General features: G+C 63.5%; 20 protein-coding genes. 8 read left to right on the forward strand and 12 right to left on the reverse strand.

All coding sequences use genetic code 11. The annotated features are described in order from the left end of the window. Window positions 1–39 precede the first annotated feature (39 nt). The 3 genes from HG549_RS25385 (at window position 40) to HG549_RS25395 (ending at window position 4,530) form a co-directional block, all read left to right on the forward strand. On the forward strand, window positions 40–966 hold the full coding sequence (locus HG549_RS25385; protein ID WP_087500924.1) for a hydrogen peroxide-inducible genes activator: 927 nt from the start codon (window positions 40–42) through the stop codon (window positions 964–966). Between the two features lie 3 nt (window positions 967–969). Then, the gene (recG, locus tag HG549_RS25390) at window positions 970–3,048 is read left to right on the forward strand and encodes an ATP-dependent DNA helicase RecG (protein WP_170033824.1); all 2,079 of its coding nucleotides are present in this window, start codon (window positions 970–972) and stop codon (window positions 3,046–3,048) included. 78 nt (window positions 3,049–3,126) lie between these two features. After that, on the forward strand, window positions 3,127–4,530 hold the full coding sequence (locus HG549_RS25395) for an aminoacyl-tRNA deacylase and HDOD domain-containing protein (protein WP_170033826.1): 1,404 nt from the start codon (window positions 3,127–3,129) through the stop codon (window positions 4,528–4,530). Window positions 4,531–4,553: 23 nt separating this feature from the next. On the opposite strand, the gene HG549_RS25400 is transcribed toward HG549_RS25395, so the two are convergent. The 4 genes from HG549_RS25400 to HG549_RS25415 all read right to left on the reverse strand — a co-directional run bounded on the left by HG549_RS25400 (window position 4,554) and on the right by HG549_RS25415 (window position 6,890). Next, on the reverse strand, window positions 4,554–4,922 hold the full coding sequence (locus tag HG549_RS25400) for an SCP2 sterol-binding domain-containing protein (protein ID WP_170033828.1): 369 nt from the start codon (window positions 4,920–4,922) through the stop codon (window positions 4,554–4,556). Between the two features lie 148 nt (window positions 4,923–5,070). Further along, window positions 5,071–5,370 (reverse strand): HU family DNA-binding protein, encoded by a 300-nt coding sequence (locus tag HG549_RS25405; RefSeq protein WP_170033830.1) that lies wholly within the window; start codon window positions 5,368–5,370, stop codon window positions 5,071–5,073. Window positions 5,371–5,557: 187 nt separating this feature from the next. Further along, window positions 5,558–6,706, reverse strand: a complete 1,149-nt coding sequence (locus HG549_RS25410) for an NAD(P)/FAD-dependent oxidoreductase (RefSeq protein WP_170033832.1) — start codon at window positions 6,704–6,706, stop codon at window positions 5,558–5,560. 16 nt (window positions 6,707–6,722) lie between these two features. Continuing rightward, window positions 6,723–6,890, reverse strand: coding sequence for a rubredoxin (locus HG549_RS25415; protein WP_170033834.1), 168 nt, complete (start codon window positions 6,888–6,890; stop codon window positions 6,723–6,725). Window positions 6,891–7,115: 225 nt separating this feature from the next. Between HG549_RS25415 and HG549_RS25420 the strand changes: the two genes are divergently transcribed. Together HG549_RS25420 and ubiA are read left to right on the forward strand one after the other, a co-directional pair. Then, window positions 7,116–7,673 (forward strand): chorismate lyase, encoded by a 558-nt coding sequence (locus tag HG549_RS25420; RefSeq protein ID WP_170033836.1) that lies wholly within the window; start codon window positions 7,116–7,118, stop codon window positions 7,671–7,673. Then, window positions 7,673–8,563, forward strand: a complete 891-nt coding sequence (gene ubiA / locus HG549_RS25425) for a 4-hydroxybenzoate octaprenyltransferase (RefSeq protein ID WP_170033838.1) — start codon at window positions 7,673–7,675, stop codon at window positions 8,561–8,563. The genes HG549_RS25420 and ubiA overlap by 1 nt, the downstream gene beginning before the upstream one ends. 117 nt (window positions 8,564–8,680) lie before the next feature. Here ubiA and HG549_RS25430 read toward each other — a convergent pair whose 3' ends face one another. After that, complete coding sequence (locus HG549_RS25430; RefSeq protein ID WP_170033840.1) at window positions 8,681–9,052, reverse strand: hypothetical protein; 372 nt, start codon at window positions 9,050–9,052, stop codon at window positions 8,681–8,683. Window positions 9,053–9,222: 170 nt separating this feature from the next. On the opposite strand from HG549_RS25430, the gene phoB reads away from it, so the two are divergent. From phoB to HG549_RS25445, 3 genes are all read left to right on the forward strand, one after another. Continuing rightward, entirely contained in the window at window positions 9,223–9,912 is a 690-nt protein-coding gene (phoB, locus tag HG549_RS25435) for a phosphate regulon transcriptional regulator PhoB (protein WP_003253341.1), read from the forward strand. A 30-nt stretch (window positions 9,913–9,942) separates the two neighbouring features. Then, window positions 9,943–11,268 carry a phosphate regulon sensor histidine kinase PhoR gene (gene phoR, locus HG549_RS25440; RefSeq protein WP_170033842.1) on the forward strand — a complete coding sequence of 442 codons (1,326 nt, stop codon included), beginning with the start codon at window positions 9,943–9,945 and terminating at the stop codon, window positions 11,266–11,268. A 173-nt stretch (window positions 11,269–11,441) separates the two neighbouring features. Then, window positions 11,442–12,782, forward strand: a complete 1,341-nt coding sequence (locus tag HG549_RS25445; RefSeq protein WP_170033844.1) for a hemolysin family protein — start codon at window positions 11,442–11,444, stop codon at window positions 12,780–12,782. 168 nt (window positions 12,783–12,950) lie between these two features. Here HG549_RS25445 and HG549_RS25450 read toward each other — a convergent pair whose 3' ends face one another. From HG549_RS25450 to HG549_RS25480, 7 genes are all read right to left on the reverse strand, one after another. Next, on the reverse strand, window positions 12,951–13,847 hold the full coding sequence (locus HG549_RS25450) for a M23 family metallopeptidase (RefSeq protein ID WP_170033846.1): 897 nt from the start codon (window positions 13,845–13,847) through the stop codon (window positions 12,951–12,953). A gap of 240 nt (window positions 13,848–14,087) precedes the next feature. Further along, window positions 14,088–14,990, reverse strand: a complete 903-nt coding sequence (locus tag HG549_RS25455; RefSeq protein WP_170033848.1) for a response regulator — start codon at window positions 14,988–14,990, stop codon at window positions 14,088–14,090. Between the two features lie 164 nt (window positions 14,991–15,154). Continuing rightward, window positions 15,155–15,925 carry a phosphate signaling complex protein PhoU gene (gene phoU, locus HG549_RS25460; RefSeq protein ID WP_170033850.1) on the reverse strand — a complete coding sequence of 257 codons (771 nt, stop codon included), beginning with the start codon at window positions 15,923–15,925 and terminating at the stop codon, window positions 15,155–15,157. 64 nt (window positions 15,926–15,989) lie between these two features. Continuing rightward, a complete protein-coding gene (gene pstB, locus HG549_RS25465) occupies window positions 15,990–16,823 on the reverse strand; it encodes a phosphate ABC transporter ATP-binding protein PstB (RefSeq protein WP_170033852.1) in 834 nt (277 codons plus the stop codon). A gap of 71 nt (window positions 16,824–16,894) precedes the next feature. Next, window positions 16,895–18,511, reverse strand: coding sequence for a phosphate ABC transporter permease PstA (pstA, locus tag HG549_RS25470; RefSeq protein WP_170034350.1), 1,617 nt, complete (start codon window positions 18,509–18,511; stop codon window positions 16,895–16,897). Window positions 18,512–18,582: 71 nt separating this feature from the next. Then, window positions 18,583–20,871 carry an ABC transporter permease subunit gene (locus HG549_RS25475; RefSeq protein WP_170033854.1) on the reverse strand — a complete coding sequence of 763 codons (2,289 nt, stop codon included), beginning with the start codon at window positions 20,869–20,871 and terminating at the stop codon, window positions 18,583–18,585. Window positions 20,872–21,010: 139 nt separating this feature from the next. Beyond that, a complete protein-coding gene (locus tag HG549_RS25480; protein ID WP_170033856.1) occupies window positions 21,011–22,009 on the reverse strand; it encodes a phosphate ABC transporter substrate-binding protein PstS in 999 nt (332 codons plus the stop codon). Between the last annotated feature and the right edge of the window lie 224 nt (window positions 22,010–22,233).

Raw genomic sequence — 22,233 nt, forward strand, 5'->3', positions numbered from 1 at the left:
AGCCGCTATGCTGGGCTCGCAACTTCATGGACGCACGTTATGACCCTTACAGAATTACGCTACATCGTCACACTCGCCCAGGAACAGCACTTCGGCCACGCCGCCGAACGCTGCCATGTGAGCCAGCCGACCCTGTCGGTCGGTGTGAAGAAGCTCGAGGACGAGCTTGGCGTGCTGATCTTCGAGCGTAGCAAGAGCGCGGTACGCCTGACCCCGGTCGGCGAAAGCATCGTCGCCCAGGCGCAGAAGGTACTGGAACAGGCCCAGGGTATTCGCGAACTCGCCCAGGCTGGCAAGAACCAGCTGACTGCCCCGCTCAAGGTCGGTGCCATCTACACCGTCGGCCCCTACCTGTTCCCGCACCTGATCCCGCAACTGCACCGCGTAGCGCCGCAGATGCCGCTGTACATCGAAGAAAACTTCACCCACGTGCTGCGCGAAAAGCTGCGCAACGGCGAGCTGGACGCGGTGATCATCGCCCTGCCGTTCAACGAAGCCGATGTGCTGACCCTGCCGCTGTACGATGAGCCATTCTGCGCCCTGATGCCGGCCGACCACCCGTGGACAGCGAAAAAGACCATCGACACCGCCATGCTCAACGACAAGAGCCTGCTGCTGCTCGGTGAAGGCCACTGCTTCCGCGACCAGGTGCTGGAAGCCTGCCCGACCCTGAACAAGGGCGGCGAAGGGTCCAGGCACACCACGGTCGAGTCCAGTTCGCTGGAAACCATCCGCCACATGGTCGCCTCGGGCCTTGGCGTGTCGATCCTGCCCCTGTCGGCAGTGCACAGTCACCATTACGCCCCGGGTGTCATCGAGGTCCGCCCGCTGACTGCACCAGCACCCTTCCGCACCGTGGCCATTGCCTGGCGCGCCAGCTTCCCGCGGCCGAAGGCCATCGAGATCCTCGCCGACTCGATCCGCCTTTGCTCGGTCGCCAAGGCCCCTGCGGAACAACCGGCCTGAGCCATGAGTGAGCTGTCGAAGGTCCCGGTCACGGTACTCAAGGGGGTTGGCGAGGCCATGGCAGAAAAACTCGCCAAGGTCGGCCTGGAAAACCTGCAGGACGTACTGTTTCACCTGCCCCTGCGTTATCAGGACCGCACCCGCGTGGTGCCGATCGGCCAGCTACGCCCCGGCCAGGACGCAGTGATCGAGGGCGTGGTCAGCGGTGCCGACGTGACCATGGGCAAACGCCGCAGCCTGGTGGTGCGCCTGGGTGACGGCAGTGGCGTGCTGAGCCTGCGCTTCTACCACTTCAGCAATGCGCAGAAGGAAGGCCTCAAGCGCGGCACCCACCTGCGCTGTTATGGCGAAGCGCGCCCCGGCGCCTCGGGCCTGGAAATCTACCACCCGGAGTACCGCGCGCTGAATGGCGACGAGCCGCCACCACCGGTGGAGCAGACCCTGACGCCGATCTACCCGTCCACCGAGGGCCTTACCCAGCAGCGCCTGCGCCTGCTCTGCCAGCAAAGCCTGGCCCTGCTCGGCCCGCGCAGCCTGCCGGACTGGCTGCCCGCCGAACTGGCCCGCGACTACCAGCTGGCCCCGCTGGACGATGCCATCCGCTACCTGCACAACCCGCCGGCCGACGCCGACCTCGACGAGCTTGCCGAAGGCCAGCACTGGGCCCAGCACCGCCTGGCCTTCGAAGAGCTGCTGACCCACCAGCTGTCGCAGCAGCGCCTGCGCGAGAGCCTGCGCAGCCTGCGCGCGCCGGTACTGCCCAAGGCCCGGCGCCTGCAGGCGCAATACCTGGCCAACCTGGGCTTCCAGCCGACCGGTGCGCAGCAGCGGGTGGCCAACGAAATCGCCTATGACCTCAGCCAGCACGAGCCGATGATGCGCCTGGTGCAGGGTGATGTCGGCGCCGGCAAGACCGTGGTCGCCGCGCTGGCCGCCCTGCAGGCGCTGGAAGCCGGTTACCAGGTGGCGTTGATGGCGCCCACCGAGATTCTCGCCGAACAGCACTACATCACCTTCAAGCGCTGGCTCGAGCCGCTAGGCATCGAAGTGGCCTGGCTGGCCGGCAAGCTCAAGGGCAAGGCCCGCGCCAGCGCCCTGGAGCAGATTGCCAACGGTGCACCGATGGTGGTCGGCACCCATGCGCTGTTCCAGGACGAGGTGAAGTTCAAGCACCTGGCCCTGGCGATCATCGACGAACAACACCGGTTTGGCGTACAGCAACGCCTGGCCCTGCGCAAGAAAGGCGTGGCCGGCGAACTGTGCCCGCACCAGTTGATCATGACCGCCACGCCTATCCCGCGTACCCTGGCCATGAGCGCCTATGCCGACCTGGATACGTCGGTACTCGATGAACTGCCGCCGGGGCGTACCCCGGTGAACACCGTGCTGGTGGCCGACAGCCGCCGTTTCGAAGTGGTCGAGCGGGTGCGTGCGGCCTGCGCCGAAGGGCGCCAGGCCTATTGGGTGTGCACCCTGATCGAAGAGTCCGAGGAACTGACCTGCCAGGCCGCCGAAAGCACTTACGAGGAGCTGGGCAGCGCCCTGGGCGAGCTGCGTGTGGGGCTGATCCACGGGCGCATGAAGCCGGCGGAAAAGGCCGAGGTCATGGCCGAGTTCAAGGCCGGCAACCTGCAACTGCTGGTTGCCACCACGGTCATCGAGGTTGGCGTTGACGTGCCCAACGCCAGCCTGATGATCATCGAGAACCCCGAGCGCCTGGGCCTGGCCCAGTTGCACCAGCTGCGCGGCCGGGTTGGCCGGGGCAGTGCCGTCAGCCATTGCGTGCTGCTGTATCACCCGCCACTGTCGCAGATCGGCCGCGAGCGCCTGGGGATCATGCGGGAAACCAACGACGGCTTCATCATTGCCGAGAAAGATCTCGAGCTACGCGGCCCGGGCGAAATGCTCGGTACCCGCCAGACCGGCCTGCTGCAGTTCAAGGTCGCCGACCTGATGCGCGATGCCGACCTGTTACCGGCTGTGCGTGATGCCGCCCAGGCCCTGCTTGCGCGCTGGCCGGAGCATGTCAGCCCGTTGCTCGACCGCTGGCTGCGGCATGGCCAGCAATATGGCCAAGTGTGACGATGGTTCCATAATGGATCCAGATTTACCCCAAGGCTGGTTATACTTCGCGTTTAAAGGAATCAGTGGATACGGACCATGACTGAAGTCGCCCTGGACACCGCAACCCCACATGCACCCTCCGTCATCAGGCTGCTGCTCGAAAAGCTCGGCGTGGCCTACCGTGAGGTAGTGGAGCATCCGCAACTGCCGGCGGCGTCAAGGGTACAGGCCGTGTTGCTCGATGACGAAATCGGCGCCTTGCTGGTGCTGTTCCCGCAGAGTCAGCTGCTGGACCTCAACCGCCTGGCCGAACTGACCGGGCGCCAGCTTACCGCCGTGTCGATGGCGCGCCTGAAGCAGATGCTCGACAAGCACCAGCTCAAGGCCCTGCCGGGTATCCCGGCATTGACCAGTTCACCGTGCCAGTACGAAAAGAGCCTGCTCGACGCTGAACGGGTGTATATCCAGTCCGGCGAGACCGGGCTGTTGCTGGAAATCGAACGCGCGCATTTCAAGCGCATGCTGGTCAAGGCCAGCGCCAGCAGCTTCGGCCTCGAGGTCGAAGCGATCAGCCCCAACCTCGACCGCCCCCATGACGACACCCGGGAAATCAGCCAGGCAGTACAGGCTTTTACCGCCAGACGCATTCAGAAACGCCTGGAAGAAACCATCGAAATCCCGCCTTTGGCCGACACCGCGCAAAAGATCATCAAGCTGCGGGTAGACCCCAACGCCAGCATCGACGACATCACCGGGGTGGTCGAAACCGACCCGGCGCTGGCAGCGCAGGTGGTGAGCTGGGCGGCATCGCCCTACTACGGCTCGACCCACAAGATTCGCTCGGTGGAAGATGCCATCGTGCGGGTGCTGGGCTTCGACCTGGTGATCAACCTGGCTCTGGGCCTGGCGCTGGGCAAGACCCTGAGCCTGCCGAAAGACCACCCGCAACAGGCCACGCCGTACTGGCAGCAGTCAATCTATACCGCCGCCGTCATCGATGGCCTGACCCGTGCCATGCCGCGAGCTGAACGCCCGGAGGCGGGCCTGACCTACCTGGCCGGGTTGCTGCACAATTTTGGCTACTTGCTGCTGGCCCATGTGTTCCCACCCCACTTTTCGCTGATCTGCCGCCATCTGGAGGTCAACCCGCATCTGTGCCACACCTATGTGGAACAACACCTGCTGGGCATCAGCCGCGAACAGATCGGTGCCTGGCTGATGAAGCTATGGGACATGCCGGAAGAGTTGGCGGCCGCGCTGCGCTTCCAGCACGACCCGACCTATGATGGCGAGTATTCGGCGTTCCCCAACCTGGTCTGCCTGACCACCCGTCTGCTGCGCGCACGGGGAATCGGCACGGGGCCGCAGGAGGAGATTCCCGAGGAGCTGCTGGAGCGCCTGGGGATTACCCGTGACAAGGCCGAGGAAGTCGTGAACAAGGTGCTCGAGGCAGAGAACCTGTTGCGTGAACTGGCTTCGCAGTTCCACGCACCGCATTAAGGCCATGGGGCCGCTTTGCGGCCCTACTTCTTCGGCTTCAGGTACTTCATCAACCCCTGGAACCACATCACCAACGCCGGGTTGCCCTTGATCTGGATGTGCTTGTCCTGAATCCCCTGCATGAACGCCAGCTGCTTGTTGCTCGCCTGCATCGTGGCAAAGCCGTAGGCGGCGTCCTTGAAAGCAATGGCGAAGGCCGGCTGCGGGTGGGCACCGCCCTTGCTGCTGATGCGCTCGTTGCTGACGATGAAGTGCCGGGCGACCTTGCCGTCCAGGGTCTGCATCTGGAACACCAGGTCCTTGCCCTTGAGCTGCTGCTGGAATGCCGGGTTGTTACGGCTGGCCCGGGCCATCAACCATCCCATGGCCCAGAGAAGAAAGCGAAACTTCATCAACGCGCCTCGAACTAAAAGTGACTAAAGCGCGCAGTTTATCCTTTTCCAGAACGGTTTATACAAGTTCGAAACATTTTGCCTGCAGAAAGCATAACGGGCGCCTTGGCGGCGCCCGTTTGGCTGGCACTGCGTCATCTGGACGCGATTACTTGCCTTTCTTGGCCGGCTTGGCGGGTACGTTGACACTGTCGCGCAGGTTCTTGCCTGGCTTGAAGGCTACGGTATTGCTGGCCTTGATCTTGACCGGCTCGCCGGTTTGCGGGTTCTTGCCGGTACGCGCGCCACGATGACGTTTTTCGAAGGTGCCGAAGCCGACCAGGGTCACGGTGTCCTTGTCCAGGGCACCGGTGATGCTGTCGAGAATCGCGTTCAACACCTGATTGGCCTTGTCCTTGGTCAGATCGGCCTTTTCGGCGATGACGGCGGCGAGTTCTGGTTTGCGCATAGTGAAGCCTCTTTGACGGAATTCTTGTTGTTATGCCGTGCTGCCTCTGGGAGCAGCGCTCAAGGCACCGCAGGCTCTAATCTGCGGCAGACGGGAGTGAGGATGGCACGTGCACCGGGGCCGCGCCAGTATCTGGGCGGCCATTGTGCAGGCAACAACAGGATAAATCCGACAGAACACCAGCTATTTATGCCATCACGGCTGGCAACTGGCGATTCAGCGCCAGCTTCTCCATCACCGCCGCCCCGGTGAGGGCGTAGCCCAGCAGCTTGCCTTCGGCATCGAGGCAGAGCAGCTTGAGGTCGCTGCCCTGCCCCTCGACTTGCCAGGTACCTTCGTGGCCCTGCGGTGGCGGCGAGACCACCAGGGGGCAGGCCGGGGTTTTCACAGTCACCGGCATCGGCCCATAGGCGACCGTCGTCGGGTTGCCGGCCAGGGTTTGCGCCAAGGCGCGGGCACAGCTCATCAGCGGCATGACATAAAGCAGATTGATGCCATCCACCTCGGCACAGTCGCCAAGGGCAAAGATATTGGCATGCGAGGTGCGCAACTGGCGGTCCACGCTGATGCCGCGGTTGGTCTGCAGGCCAGCGGCGGCGGCCAGGTCAGTGCGCGGGCGCAGGCCGATGGCCGAGACCACCAGGTCGCAGGCGATCACGCTGCCGTCGGACAAGTGCGCCGCCAGGCCCTGGCCCACCTTTTCAAGACGGGCCAGCACCGGGCCCAGGTGGAAACGTACGCCCAAGCCTTCCAGCCCGGCCTGCACCGCCGTCGCCGCAGCGGGATGCAGCAAGGTAGGCATGACCTGTTCGCACGGTGCCACCACGTCGACCTGGAAGCCGCCCAGGCTCATGTCGTTGGCGAATTCGCAGCCGATCAGGCCGGCACCCAGAATCAGCACGCGCCGCTTGCCACAGGCGGCGGCGCGAAAACGGGCGTAGTCTTCCAGGTCGTTGATGGGGAACACCAGGTCGCCGCCATCGCCGTCGATCGGTGCTTGTACCGTCTGGGCGCCCAAGGCCAGCACCAGGTCGCGATATTCCACCGCTTCCTCCCCGACCCACAGGCGCTTGTGGCCAGGGTCGATGCCGCTGATACGCGTATGGGTACGGATTTCCGCATTCAGTTGTTCGGCCATGGCTCCCGGTTCGGCCATGCACAGGCCATCGGCGTCCTTGTGCTTGGCGAAGCCAGTGGAGAGCATGGGCTTGGAGTAGGAACGACCGTCATCGGCGGTGATCAGCAGCAACGGTGTCTGCGCATCGAGCTTGCGAAATTCGCGGGCCAGGTTGTAGCCCGCCAGGCCGGTACCGATGATTACCACAGGGGACGTCATGTCGTGCGTTCCTCGATTAGGCGATGGAGATCATTTCAAAGTCGCTCTTGCCGACACCGCAGTCGGGGCAAAGCCAGTCTTCCGGTACATCTTCCCAACGGGTGCCGGGGGCGATGCCGTCGTCGGGCCAGCCTTCAGCCTCGTCGTAGATCAGGCCGCAGACAATACATTGCCACTTTTTCATCAGGTCGTTTTCCTCGGTTCGTTGGGGCTTGGTGGCGCTGCCAAGGGCCTCTTCGCGGCTAAAGCCGCTCCTACAGCGACCGCGCAGCCTGTGGGGACGGGTTCACCGGCGAAGAAGCAGTGCGCGATTCGTGGGGGCTTTGTATCGGCCCTGCCAGCAGTATGCAAGCAGTCGGGGCAATCATGCTAAGCTCGCCGCCTCTCTGGATGTAACAAGCAGACCGACGTGTCGTACGAATCCCCGCAAGCAGCCGCTGTCGCGTGGCTGCCGTATTCACAGCTGGCGACCGGCATCGACCAGCCCACCCTGGACTGGCTGTTCGACGAAGGCTCCCTGACCCGCCGCCTGACCCGCCTGTCCGACGACCACTTCAGCGTCACGCCACTGTTCGAAGGCTGGCAGCCGCTGCGCGATGACGAATGCCAGGCCCTGGGTATCGCCGCGGGTGCCGAAGGCTGGGTGCGCGAGGTATACCTGCGTGGCCACGGCCAACCCTGGGTGTTCGCCCGCAGCGTCGCCAGCCGCACAGCCCTGGAGCGTGGCGGGCTGGACCTGGAAACCCTGGGCAGCCGCTCGCTGGGCGAGTTGCTGTTCTGCGACCAGGCGTTCATCCGCCACCCGATCGAGGTGTGCAGTTACCCACAGGCCTGGTTGCCTGGCGAAGCCGCCCATACGGCGCTATGGGGCCGCCGCTCACGCTTTGAACGTGGCGGCCTGGACCTGCTGGTGGCAGAAGTGTTCCTGCCAGCCCTGTGGCAAGCGGCCAGGGAGGAGACCCGCTGATGTACCTGCAACTGCTCAAGTCGCTCAACCGCTTGCACCCGCGGGCCTGGGACTTCATCCAGCTCAGCCGCATGGACCGGCCGATCGGGATCTACCTGCTGCTGTGGCCAACCTTGTCGGCGGTATGGATTGCCGGCAACGGCTCACCAACCGTGGCCAACGTGCTGATCTTCGGCCTCGGCGTGGTGCTGATGCGCGCCGCAGGCTGCTGCATCAACGACTTTGCCGACCGCAAGGTGGACGGCCACGTCAAACGCACCGCCGACCGCCCCCTGGCCAGTGGTCGGGTCCGTCCGCGCGAGGCGCTGGCGCTGTTCGCCATCCTGGTCGGGGTGAGTTTCCTGCTGGTGTTGTGCACCAACAGCCGCACGGTGTGGCTATCGTTCGGCGCGGTGGCGCTGGCGTTCTGCTACCCATTCATGAAGCGCTACACCTACTACCCACAGGTGGTGCTGGGGGCGGCCTATTCATGGGGCATTCCCATGGCCTTCACCGCAGCCGGTGGCGAACTGCCGGCCAGTGCCTGGCTGTTGTACATCGCCAATCTGCTGTGGACGGTGGGTTACGACACCTACTACGCCATGGTCGACCGAGATGACGACCTGAAGATTGGCGTGAAGTCGACCGCGATCCTGTTCGGCGACGCCGACCGCACCATCATCCTGACCTTGCAGTTGCTGTCGCTGGGCTGCCTGTTGCTGGCGGGTAACCGCTTCGAGCTGGGCGGCTGGTTCCACCTCGGCCTGTTGGGCGCGGCGGCGTGCTTTGCCTGGGAGTACTGGTCGACGCGCAAGCTGGACCGGGAGTCATGCTTCAAGGCGTTCCTGCACAACCACTGGGCGGGGATGCTGGTGTTTATCGGGGTAGTGCTGGATTACGCATTGCGCTGAGGGTTCTGGGGCTGCTTTGCAGCCCTTTCGCGACACAAGGCCGCTCCTACAGGGGATCGCGCACTCCTGTAGGAGCGGCCTTGCGTCGCGATGGGCCGCGCAGCGGCCCCGGCTATCTCAAGGCTTGGCGACGTGCCAGACGTCCTTCACGCCGTCACCGGTCATGTCCCCGGCCTTCTTGTCCTTGATGAAGGTATATAGCGGCTTGCCATCATAGGCCCACTGCTTGGAACCATCATCGCGCATCACCACGGTCCACTTGCCCTCGGCCGGTTCGTCAGTGGCCTTGACCATCAGCGGCGGCCAGTTGCTGGCACAACCGTCATTGCACATCGACTTGCCGCCCGTATCCTTGTCGAAGGTATACAAGGTCATGCCGGCGGGGTCGACCAACATGCCGCCCTTCTCCATCGCATGCTCGGCCGAGGCCACCCCCGGTAGCGCCAGCGCAGTGAAAAGGGCCATCCAGCTCAGCGTATGTCGTGTCATTGGATTCATCATCGTTTCGGGGGGTTGAGTTCGGGTTGCGGCAAAACAGCCCTTTCAAGCCTAGTTGAGTCACGGAATGTCGCCAGAACGGCCAACAGCCTGTCACACAGCTGCAATAATTCCGTTATCTAATGCGGGCCAAGACATCGTATCCAGGAGAGGTTTTGAGCATGGTTGGCAGGAACATACTGATCGTCGACGACGAAGCGCCCATTCGCGAGATGATCGCCGTTGCCCTGGAAATGGCCGGCTATGACTGCCTGGAAGCAGAAAACTCCCAACAGGCCCATGCGATCATCGTCGACCGCAAGCCGGACCTGATCCTGCTCGACTGGATGCTGCCGGGCACCTCCGGCATCGAGCTGGCCCGCCGCCTCAAGCGCGATGAGCTGACCGGTGATATTCCAATCATCATGCTCACCGCCAAGGGCGAAGAGGACAACAAGATCCAGGGCCTGGAGGTGGGTGCTGACGACTACATCACCAAGCCGTTCTCGCCACGCGAACTGGTTGCGCGCCTGAAAGCCGTACTGCGCCGCACCGGCCCCAGCGACAGCGAGGCACCGATCGAAGTCGGCGGCCTGCTGCTCGACCCGATCAGCCACCGTGTCACCATCGATGGCAAGCCGGCCGAGATGGGCCCCACCGAATACCGCCTGCTGCAGTTCTTCATGACCCACCAGGAGCGCGCCTACACCCGTGGGCAACTGCTGGACCAGGTGTGGGGCGGCAACGTCTATGTCGAGGAGCGCACCGTCGACGTGCACATCCGCCGCCTGCGCAAGGCATTGGGTGAAGCCTACGAAAATCTGGTACAAACCGTCCGGGGCACCGGCTACCGCTTCTCGACCAAAAGCTGATCGAGTTCAAAAGCGCCAAGCTGCACGTCGTTGTACAAGGACAGTCAATTGAACCAGAACTGGCACGCCACCCTGATCCGCCACCTGCTGCTGCTGATTACCGTCTGCCTCATCGGCGGGCTGGCCAGCGGCTATTATGGCTGGAGCCTGGCCATCGGCCTGGCGCTCTACCTGGGCTGGACCCTCAAGCAACTGCTGCGCCTGCACGACTGGCTGCGCAACCACCAACCCGATGAAGCACCACCCGATGGCTATGGCCTGTGGGGCGAGGTGTTCGACAGCATCTACCACCTGCAACGCCGCGACCAACGCGTGCGTGGCCGCCTGCAGGCGGTGATCGACCGGGTGCAGGAGTCCACCGCCGCGCTGCGTGATGCGGTGATCATGCTCGACAGCGACGGCAACCTCGAATGGTGGAACCGCGCCGCCGAAACCTTGCTGGGCTTCAAGACGCCGCAGGACGGCGGCCAGCAAGTCACCAACCTGGTCCGCCACCCGCGCTTCAAGGAATACTTCGAGGCGGGAAACTACCTCGAACCGCTGGAAATCCCCTCGCCGATCAACGACCGTATGCGCTTGCAGCTGCATATCACCCGCTACGGCAACAACGAACACCTGATGCTGGTGCGCGACGTGACCCGCATCCACCAGCTGGAACAGATGCGCAAGGACTTCGTCGCCAACGTGTCCCACGAGCTGCGCACACCGCTGACGGTAATCACCGGCTACCTGGAAACCCTGCTCGACAACGTCGAAGACGTGAACCCGCGCTGGGGCCGCGCCCTGCAGCAGATGAGCCAACAGGGCTCGCGCATGCAGACCCTGCTCAACGACCTGCTGCTGCTGGCCAAACTGGAAGCCACCGACTACCCGTCGGACAACCAGCCGGTGGCGGTCGATGCCTTGCTTGCGGCGATCAAGAACGACGCCCAGGCCCTGTCCGGGCCGCGCAACCAGCGCATTACCCTCGAAGCGGCGCCTGGGGTGAAGCTCAAGGGCAGTGAGTCGGAGCTGCGCAGTGCCTTCTCCAACCTGGTATTCAACGCGGTGAAGTACACCCAGGACGAGGGCAGCATCCGTATCCGCTGGTGGGCCGACGCCCAGGGCGCGCACCTGTCGGTGCAGGACTCGGGGGTAGGGATCGATGCCAAGCACCTGCCGCGCCTGACCGAACGCTTCTACCGGGTCGACTCCAGCCGCGCATCGAATACCGGTGGCACCGGGCTGGGGCTGGCGATCGTCAAGCATGTGTTGATGCGCCACCGCGGCAGGCTGGAGATCAGCAGCGTGCCGGGGCACGGCAGCACCTTCACCTGTCATTTTGCCCCGGCACAATTGGCTAGCGGCAAGGGCTGAAACCGCGGCTGCAGCGCAGCCCTTGGCGGGCGCGCCCGCCGCCACAGCGGCCGCGACCAGACCATCACCCTTTGCTTTTGCCGCCCCAGCCGCTACATTGGACCCCCTGTGCCAGCTGGAGCTGGCACTTTTTTTCTCTCGATCTCAAAGACGGAACCCGTAAAAACTCCATCATGGACCCTTCCCCTGGTATCAGCCTCACCTCGTTATTCGCCGATTTCGGCATGATCATCTTTGCCTTGCTGCTGGTGCTGCTCAACGGTTTCTTCGTTGCCGCCGAATTCGCCATGGTCAAGCTGCGGGCCACCCGCGTCGAGTCCATCGCCGAGCTGCATGGCTGGCGCGGCAACATCCTGCGCAAGGTACACAACCAGCTCGATGCCTACCTGTCGGCCTGCCAGCTCGGTATCACCCTCGCCTCCCTCGGCCTGGGCTGGGTCGGTGAGCCAGCCTTCGCCCACCTGCTGGAGCCATTGCTGGCCTACCTGGGCGTCGACACGCCCGAGCTGATCAAGGCCATCTCGTTCTTCGTCGCCTTCTTCGTCATCTCGTACCTGCACATCGTGGTCGGCGAGCTGGCGCCCAAGTCCTGGGCTATCCGCAAGCCAGAGCTGCTGTCGCTATGGACTGCCGTGCCGTTGTACCTGTTCTACTGGGCCATGTACCCGGCCATCTACCTGCTCAATGCCAGCGCCAACGCCATCTTGCGCATCGCCGGCCAGGGCGAACCCGGCCCGCACCACGAGCACCATTACAGCCGTGAGGAACTCAAGCTGATCCTGCACTCCAGCCGTGGCCAGGACCCGAGCGACCAGGGCATGCGCGTATTGGCCTCGGCGGTGGAAATGGGCGAGCTGGAGGTCGTCGACTGGGCCAACTCGCGCGAGGACATGGTCAGCATCGACGCCCATGCGCCGTTGAAGCAGATCCTGGCACTGGTGCGTCGCCACAAGTTCAGCCGCTACCCGGTGTACGACGCCGAGCGCGAGGAGTTCACCGGCCTGCTGCACATCAAGGACCTGCTGCTGGAGTTGGCAGAACTCGAACACCTGCCCGAAACCATCGACCTGGACGACCTCGCCCGGCCGCTGGAGCGCGTGTCGCGGCACATGCCGCTGGCCCAGCTGCTGGAGCAGTTCCGCAAGGGCGGCGCGCATTTCGTGCTGGTCGAGGAAGCCGATGGCAAGGTGATTGGCTACCTGACCATGGAAGACGTGCTGGAAGTGCTGGTTGGCGACATTCAGGACGAGCACCGCAAGGCCGAACGCGGCATTCTCGCCTACCAGCCGGGCAAGCTGCTGGTACGCGGCGACACGCCGCTGTTCAAGGTCGAGCGCCTGCTGGGTGTCGACCTTGACCACATCGAGGCAGAAACGTTGGCCGGGCTGGTCTATGAGACGCTCAAGCGCGTGCCTGAAGAAGAGGAAGTGCTGGAGGTCGAAGGGCTGCGCATCATCATCAAGAAGATGAAAGGGCCGAAGATCGTCCTGGCCAAGGTGCTCAAGCTGGATTGAATGCCTATGGGGCTGCTGCGCAGCCCATCGCGACACAAGGCCGCTCCTACAGAGGACCGCGTGTCCCGTAGGAACCCATCGCGGCACTAGGCCGCTCCTGCAGAGGACCGCATGTCCCCGTAGGAGCGGCCTTGTGTCGCGATGGCCTGCGAAGCAGGCCCGGCAAACTCAAGGGTTGCCCGCGGTGAAGTCCGGTAACCCGTTGATCGGCCTGTCGAACTGATACGGTATCGACTCAAGCGCCAACCCCACATTGCGCTGCACCACGAAATGCAGGTGCGGCCCGGTACTGTTGCCCGTGTTGCCTGACTTGGCCAGCATCTGCCCCTGCCGCACCCGCTGCCCTTCCGTCACGACCACCGAACCGCGCATCAGGTGCAGGTAGACGCCCATGGTGCCGTCCGGGTGCAGGATCCGCACGAAATTGCCCGACGGGTTCGGCCCGCGCCCGCTCTGGCGGTTCTCCGTCTTCACCACTACGCCTTCCCGCGCCGCAATGATGGTGGTGCCCTCGGGCATGGCAATGTCCATGGCATAACGCCCTTTCGGCCCAAAATGGCTGACTCGGCCATTGGGGCCCTGAGTCACACGGAACGGGCCACCCAGCCAAGGGAAGGCATAGCGAAAGCCCTGGGGCCGCCTGCCCGGGTCGCCCATGGCCTGCAGCAGGGTGGAGCGATAGTTCAGCAACATGCCAGGCCGCCCACGGAGCACGCTGAGCATCTGCGTGCTATGCGGGGGCAGTAGCCGGCGCACGATACGCGGTGCATTGCCGCCCTGGGCATTCACCAGGTTGTCCAGCCGCAACTCCACTTCTACCGGCACATGCAATTGATTGCGGGCCGAGAAGCTGACGCCACCGTCGAAGGTTATCGCGTTCAGCTGCACCTGGCCTTCGTGCATTTCGACCATGGGCACGCGCTGCACCAAGGGTTTGGCACGGGGACCAGGCCGGTCGGTATAGGAGGTTACACGGCCATCATCGTTGATCGTGTAGGTAGTCATGCCCAGGCTGGACGCCGAAGCCATGAGCAGTGCACAGAACAGCAGCAGGCGGGCAGGCATGATGGTGGCTTTTTGACAGTTATGGTCTGTCGAAGACTAGCAGCCAGTTTTACGGCGGGTATGACAGTTGGTCGGATGGCACAACGGTTGTGCAGGCTTTTGTAGGGGCGGCCTTGCATCGCGAAAGGGCTGCAAGGCCGCCCAGGATTTCGGCGTTGCCGTATCGATTTCCGGGGCTGCTTTGCAGCCCTTTCGCGACGCAAGGCCGCCGCTACAAAGAAAGCGGCGCGGGGCCGAGGGTCAGGCGCCCGGGGTGAAGTGCTTCTGCGCAGTGCCGCGGGCAATCAGGCGCGACAGGTAGTCGAGCTTCTGGGCGTCCTGGTCGACGAACTTGAACGTCAATTGCAGCCAGTCACTGTCGGGCTTGGGCTCCAGCGCCACGATGGCATGCAGGTAACCGTTCAGACGCGCGACTTCGGCGTTCTCCCCCTGCTCCAGGTTCAGCACGGCGCCTTCCAGCACCTGCGGCAGGGTTTCGCCACGGCGAACCACCAACAAGGCCTCTTTCAGGCTCAGCGCCTTGATCACGCAGGCCTGCATGCCACTGGCCAGGCGCAGCTGGCCCTGGCCACGGCCGGTCGGTGCTGGCGTAGCGGGAGCAGCAGCAGCAGCGCTGACCAACGGCCTGGCAGGTGCCGGCGCCGCTGCGGGGGCGGTGATTTTTGCCACTTCCGGTTTGCCGGCCGTCAGCGCGCTCAGCGAATCGTTGGCGAACGCCGAGTTGATTCGCGCAGGGCCGCTGCTCATCACGCTGTCGAGCTTGCCGATCTTGCTCAGGGCCTTTTTCACCTTGGTCAGCAATTGCTCGTTGGTGAACGGCTTGCCGACAAAATCGGAAACGCCGGCCTGGATCGCCTGAATCACGTTTTCCTTGTCGCCACGGCTGGTCACCATGATGAACTGCAGGTTTTTCAGCTCAGGCTGCTGACGGCACCAGGTGAGCAGTTCCAGGCCGGACATTTCCGGCATCTCCCAGTCGCACAGGACCAGGTCGAACGCTTCCTTGCCCAGCAGCGCCATAGCCTTGCGACCATTGACGGCATCGTCGATGGTCATGCCCGGGAAGGCATTGCGCAGGCATTTGCGGACCAGGTCACGGATGAACGGAGCGTCATCCACAACCAGCACATTCACTTTACTCATCGATACTCCTTCTGAATCCCGGCTAGCCTACCGCCGAATAATGGCCATTTGCTACAACCTGGTCACGCCGGGACTTCTTCACATCGTTCGCGGGTGCCTGCCGGCTCCTCGACCGCAAACGAAAACGCCCGGCCAAGGCCGGGCGTCGATGCTCGGGAGCAACCTTATTTATCGTCAGGTTCAGCCGGAACATTAGCTTTTTCGCCGTCATCGACTGCAGTGCCCTGCACTTCTGCCGTCATGCGCTTGAGGCCCATGTGGCGCACATCGGTGCCGCGCACCAGGTAGATCACCAGCTCGGAGATGTTGCGCGCGTGGTCGCCGATACGCTCCAGCGAACGCAGCACCCAGATCACGCTCAGTACCCGCGAGATCGAGCGCGGGTCTTCCATCATGTAGGTCACCAGCTCGCGCAGGGCGGTCTTGTATTCGCGGTCGATGGTCTTGTCGTACTGGGCCACCGACAACGCCAGGTCGGCGTCGAAGCGGGCAAAGGCGTCCAGCGCGTCGCGGACCATGTTGCGCACCTGGTCGCCGATGTGGCGCACCTCGACGTAGCCGCGCGGCGACTCGCCTTCCTCGCACAACTGGATGGCACGGCGGGCGATCTTGGTCGACTCGTCACCAATGCGCTCCAGGTCGATCACCGACTTGGAGATGCTGATGATCAGGCGCAGGTCGGACGCCGCCGGCTGACGACGGGCCAGGATACGCAGGCACTCCTCGTCGATGTTGCGCTCCATCTGGTTGATCTGCTCGTCGACCTCGCGCACTTGCTGGGCCAGGCCGGAATCGGCCTCGATCAGCGCGGTGACCGCGTCGTTGACCTGTTTCTCGACCAGCCCGCCCATGGCCAGCAGGTGGCTGCGCACCTCTTCGAGCTCGGCGTTGAACTGCTGGGAAATGTGATGGGTAAGGCTTTCTTTGTTGATCATCATTCGCTCCGCGAAGAAGCTCAAAGCTTCAAGTAATCGTCTGGTTCCCTGTGCCGCAGGGCTGCTAGCCGTAGCGACCGGTGATGTAGTCTTCGGTCTGCTTCTTCGCCGGGTTGGTGAACAGGGTATCGGTATCGCCGAATTCGACCAGCTTGCCCATGTACATGAACGCGGTGTAGTCGGAGACCCGCGCCGCCTGTTGCATGTTGTGGGTCACGATGACGATGGTGTACTTGGATTTCAATTCGTAGATCAGTTCCTCGACCTTCAGGGTCGAGATCGGGTCCAGCGCCGAGCACGGTTCGTCGAGCAGCAACACCTCCGGCTCCACGGCGATGGTGCGGGCGATGACCAGGCGCTGCTGCTGGCCGCCGGACAGGCCCAGGGCCGAATCGTGCAGGCGGTCCTTGACCTCGTCCCACAGGGCCGCACCCTTCAGCGCCCACTCGACCGCTTCATCGAGCACGCGCTTCTTGTTGATGCCCTGGATACGCAGGCCGTAGACCACGTTCTCATAGATGGTCTTGGGGAACGGGTTGGGCTTCTGGAACACCATGCCGACACGGCGGCGCAGCTCGGCCACGTCTTCGCCCTTGCGGTAGATGTTGGTGCCGTACAGGTTGATGGCGCCTTCCACGCGGCAGCCGTCAACCAGGTCGTTCATGCGGTTGAAGGTACGCAACAGGGTCGACTTGCCGCAGCCGGACGGGCCGATGAAGGCGGTCACGCGCTGCTTGGGGATGTTCATCTGCACGTCGAACAGCGCTTGCTTGTCGCCGTAGAACAGGCTCAGGCCCGGTACTTCGATGGCCACGGTTTCTTCGGCCAGGCGCAGGCCTTGCTTGTCGCGGCCCAGGGCAGACATGTCGATGCCGTGGGCGTGGGATTCTTGCTGCATGGTCAACTCCATACGCTAACAATTCGTTTCAAAGGGCCGCGCCACATGGGGCGGCACGCTTGCGATCAGGATCAGCTGTCGAGGGCCTTGTACTTTTCGCGCAGGTGGTTGCGGATCCACACTGCCGAGAGGTTGAGGGCCGCGATTACCAACACCAGCAGCAGCGCCGTGGCGTACACCAGTGGCCGCGCGGCTTCGACGTTGGGGCTCTGGAAGCCGACGTCATAGATGTGGAAGCCCAGGTGCATGATCTTCTGGTCCAGGTGCAGGTACGGGTAGTTGCCGTCCACTGGCAGCGACGGCGCCAGCTTGACCACCCCCACCAGCATCAGCGGCGCCACTTCACCGGCGGCGCGGGCCACGGCCAGGATCATGCCGGTCATCATGGCCGGGCTGGCCATGGGCAAGACGATTTTCCACAAGGTCTCGGCCTTGGTCGCGCCCAGGGCCAGCGAGCCCTCGCGCACGGTGCGCGGGATACGCGCCAGGCCTTCCTCGGTGGCGACGATCACCACCGGCACGGCCAGCAACGCCAGGGTCAGCGATGCCCATAGCAGGCCCGGGGTACCCAGGGTGGGTGCCGGCAATGCCTCGGGGAAGAACAGGCGGTCGATCGAGCCGCCCAGCACGTAGACGAAGAAGCCCAGGCCGAATACGCCATAGACGATCGCCGGCACCCCGGCCAGGTTGTTCACCGCGATGCGGATCAGCCGGGTCACCGGGCCCTGCCTGGCGTATTCGCGCAGGTAGACGGCCGCCAGCACCCCGAACGGGGTAACGATCACGGCCATGATCAAGGTCATCATCACGGTACCGAAGATGGCCGGGAAAATACCGCCTTCGGTGTTGGCCTCGCGCGGGTCGTCGCTGAGGAACTCCCACACCTTGGTAAAGTAGCTGGCCAGCTTGGTGAAGCCCGACATGCCGTTCGGCTGGATGGCGTGCACCACCTTGCTCAGGTTGATCTCCACTTCCCGGCCATTGGCATCGCGAGCCACCAGGCTGTCGCGCGCAAACGCCTGGTGCAGGCCGGTCAGGCGCTCTTCGATGGCCTTGTAGCGGCTGTTCAGCTCGGCGCGGTCGGCGTCCATGTCGGCCTGGGCAGCGGCATCCAGCTTGCCGTCCAGTTCCAGCTTGCGGGCCTGCAGGCGCAGGCGTTCAAGGCCATGGTTGATGGCACCAATGTCCTTCTTCTCAAGGCTTTGCAGCTCGCGGTTGAGTTGGTTGGCGCGCTTGAGCCGGGCCTGCAGCTCGTTCCAGGCGGCAGGCCCCTCGGCGACCACGCGGCCCTCTTCCTTGACGCTGACCAGGTAACCGTAGAAGTTGCCCCACTCGCGGCGCTCCAGCGCCATCAGGTCGGCTGGGTGCTGTTCATCGACCAGCCACTCTCCGACTACCCAGGTGAAGTCGCTGCCGTTGAGATCGCGGTTACCCACCTTGATCAGCTCTCGGGTCATGAACTCCGGGCCCTGGTCAGGTACCGGCAAGCCGGCGCCCTTCAGACGGGCCCGGGGTACTTCCTCCTTCTGCACCACTTCGCCGATGACGACGTGATCGGCCTGGCCCGGCACCTTGTAGGTGGCCTGGACAAGGTCGGCCGGCCAGAAGTGGCCCAGGCCGCGCACGGCAATTACCGCCAGCAGGCCGACGGTCATGATCACCGCCATGGCCACCGCGCCGCCGCTCATCCAGACGCCTGGGGCGCCGCTCTTGAACCAGCCTTTGAGGGAATCCTTTTTCACGGATCGCTACCTTTCTATCAAAGCGACGAGTATTTCTTGCGCAGACGCTGGCGAATCAGCTCGGCCAAGGTGTTCATGATGAAGGTGAACATCAGCAATACCAGCGCGGCCAGGAACAACACGCGATAGTGGCTGCCGCCGACTTCCGATTCAGGCATTTCCACCGCCACGTTGGCGGCCAGGGTACGCATGCCTTCGAACAGGTTCAGCTCCATCACCGGGGTGTTGCCGGTGGCCATCAGCACGATCATGGTCTCGCCCACCGCACGGCCCATACCGATCATCAGCGCCGAGAAGATACCCGGGCTGGCGGTGAGGATGACGACGCGGGTCAGGGTCTGCCAGGGCGTGGCGCCGAGCGCCAGGGAGCCCAGGGTCAGGCTGCGCGGCACGCTGAACACGGCATCTTCGGCGATGGAGTAGATGTTCGGGATGACCGCGAAGCCCATGGCGATACCCACCACCAGGGCGTTGCGCTGGTCGTAGGTGATACCCAGGTCGCGGGTGATCCACAGACGCATGTCGCCGCCGAAGAACCAGGTTTCCAGCAGCGGGCTCATGTACAAGGCGAACCAGCCGATCACCAGGATCACCGGAATCAGGATGGCCGCCTCCCAGCCGTCCGGAATGCGCAGGCGGATCGACTCGGGCAGCCGGCTCCAGGCAAAGCCTGCTGCCAGGATGCCGATCGGCATGATCACGAACAGGCTGAACACACCCGGCAGGTGACCTTCCAGGTAGGGCGCGAGGAACAGGCCGGCGAAGAAGCCAAGGATCACCGTCGGCATCGCTTCCATCAGTTCGATCACCGGCTTGACCTTGCGGCGCATGCCCGGGGCCATGAAGTAGGCGGTGTAGATGGCCGCGGCAATCGCCAGCGGCGCCGCCAGCACCATGGCGTAGAACGCCGCCTTGAGGGTGCCGAAGGTCAGCGGCGACAGGCTCAGCTTGGGCTCGAAGTCGGTATTCGAGGCAGTCGACTGCCAGACGTACTTGGGCTCGTCATAGTTCTCGTACCAGACCTTGCCCCACAGCGCGCTGAAGGAAATTTCCGGATGCGGGTTACGCAGGCTCAGCGGCAGCAGCTTGCCGCCCTCTTCGATCATGATGCGGTTGGCGCGTGGCGACAGGGCCAGGATGCCGGCGCCTTCGGCAGCCTGCTCGACCAGCAGGGTACGGTGCGCGGTGCTGTGGAACACGCCCAGTTTGCCCTCGGCATCCAGGGCGATGAAGCCCTTGCGGCGCTCCTCGGCGTCGATCTGCACGATCGGCGCCTTGCCCATCTGGAAGCTGCGAATCTGCTTGAAGCGCGACTCGCCATCCGGGTCGCGGGCCATGAACCACTGGGTCAGACCACCTTTGGAGTCACCCATGATCAGCGAGATGCCGCCAACCAGCTGGGCCGTGGCGGTAATTTCGGTGTCCGCGCTGTCAGACAGCTTGTAGCGGCCGTTGAGGCTCTTGTCACGCAGGCTGAAGACGTCGGCAGTGGCGCGGCCGTTGATCACGTACAGCCAATGCTGACGCGGGTCGATGAAGATGTTCTTCACCGTTTCGGTCATCTGCGGCAGTTCAATGCGGTTCTGCTCGGTGGTGACCTCGCCGGTCATCATGTTTTCGCTACGGGTCAGCTCGACCACCTGCAGGTGCGCGCCAGTGGAGCCAGCCAGCAGCAGGACGTCGCCATTGACGTTGACGCTGACGTGATCCAGCGCCTGGCCCTGGTCATCGAGCACGAACGGTTGCTCGCCGTACGGGTAGTCGATACCGGGGTCGATGGTTTTCTTGTTGTCGGGGTAGGTAATCTTGTAGCTGTGGTGGAACACCAGGGCCTGGCCATTGGACAAGCCCAGCACCACCAGCGGGCTCCCCGGCTGGTCGGTACTGATCGAGGTCACCTGGGCGCCTGCCGGCAGCGGCAGGTCGACCCGCTTGAGCGCGTTACCGGTCTTGGTATCGAAGAACAGTGCCTGGCCCTTGTCCGAAACGCGCATGCCCACCAGGTTCTGCTCTTCAAGCGCGATCATCAGCGGCTTGCCGGAATCCTGTTGCAGCCAGGTTGGCTCCAGCGCCTTCTTGCTGGTCAACTCGGCGCCCTGGAACAGCGGCAGTACCACATAGGCCAGGTAGAAGAAGATCAGGGTGATTGCCGCCAACACGGCAAGCCCGCCCACCAGTACATACCAGCGGGTCAGGCGGTCCTTGAGTGCGCGCATGCGGCGCTTGCGTTGCAACTCCGGCGTATTGAAGTCAATCCGCTCGGGCTGGGAATTTGGAGTCATTGTGGAGTTGGCCAGATCATTCATGCGCACACCCTAGCGGTCCCGTATGACAAAAACATGACAATGTAGTGACGCACGAAAGCCCGCCGCACAGGAAGCCTGGCTTCGGGCTGGGAATTCGTGGAAGAGGCCAGGCAGCAGTACCGGCCTCCCCCTCAGTCAGTTACTTCTTTACGACGTTACCGGCGTGGGACAGGCCCAGGTCAGCCAGGGTCTTGTCGATGACTTTGGCCGGCAGCGGGATGTAGCCATCCTTCACCACGACCTGCTGGCCAGCTTGCGACAGCACCAGCTTGACGAACTCGGCTTCCAGCGGGGCCAGAGGCTTGTTCGGCGCCTTGTTGACGTAGACGTAGAGGAAGCGCGACAGCGGGTATTTGCCGTTCAGGGCGTTGGTTTCGTTGTCTTCAACGAACTCGCCGCCTTCTTTCTTGGCCAGGGGAACAGTCTTGACGCTGGCGGTCTTGTAGCCAATGCCCGAGTAGCCGATGCCGTTCAGCGAGGAGCTGATCGACTGCACGACCGAAGCCGAACCAGGCTGTTCGTTGACGTTAGGCTTGAAGTCGCCTTTGCACAGGGCTTCTTCCTTGAAGTAGCCATAGGTGCCGGATACCGAGTTGCGGCCGAACAGCTGGATTGGCTTGTTGGCCAGGTCGCCGGTCACGCCCAGGTCACCCCAGGTCTTGACGTCGGCTTTGGCGCCACACAGGCGGGTGGACGAGAAGATGGAGTCGACCTGAGCCATGGTCAGGCCCTTGATCGGGTTGTCCTTGTGCACGAACACGGCCAGGGCATCGACGGCAACCGGGATGGCGGTTGGCTTGTAGCCGTACTTCTGCTCGAAGGCCTGCAGTTCGACATCCTTCATCTTGCGGCTCATCGGGCCGAGGTTGGCGGTACCTTCGGTCAGCGCGGGTGGCGCGGTGGAGGAGCCGGCAGCCTGGATCTGGATGTTTACGTTCGGGTATTCCTTCTTGTAGGCCTCGGCCCACAGAGTCATCAGGTTCGCGAGGGTGTCGGAACCGACGCTGGAGAGGTTGCCCGAAACACCGGTGGTCTTGGTGTAGGTCGGGATTGCAGGATCGACAGCGGCTACCGCGTTGGCGGTTGCAACGCCAGCGGCGGCAAAGGTGAGGGCCGCCATCAAACGCTTCAGTTTCATGCCTTGCTCCTAGCAGGAATAGGGGGTGTTGGATGGAACGGGCCCAAGTATCTGCAGGCCGCATGAATACGATATGACTTGAATGTGACAATTGGATGAAAGGCCATCATCAGCTGCCTGGCAACTCCTTGTGTCGCGATGGGCTGCGCAGCAGCCCCAGACATGACGAACCCGGCACGAATTGCCGGGGCTGCTGCGCAGCCCATCGCGACACAAGGCCGCTC

The organism is Pseudomonas sp. SK, from assembly GCF_012975065.1.
GTDB lineage: Bacteria > Pseudomonadota > Gammaproteobacteria > Pseudomonadales > Pseudomonadaceae > Aquipseudomonas > Aquipseudomonas anuradhapurensis.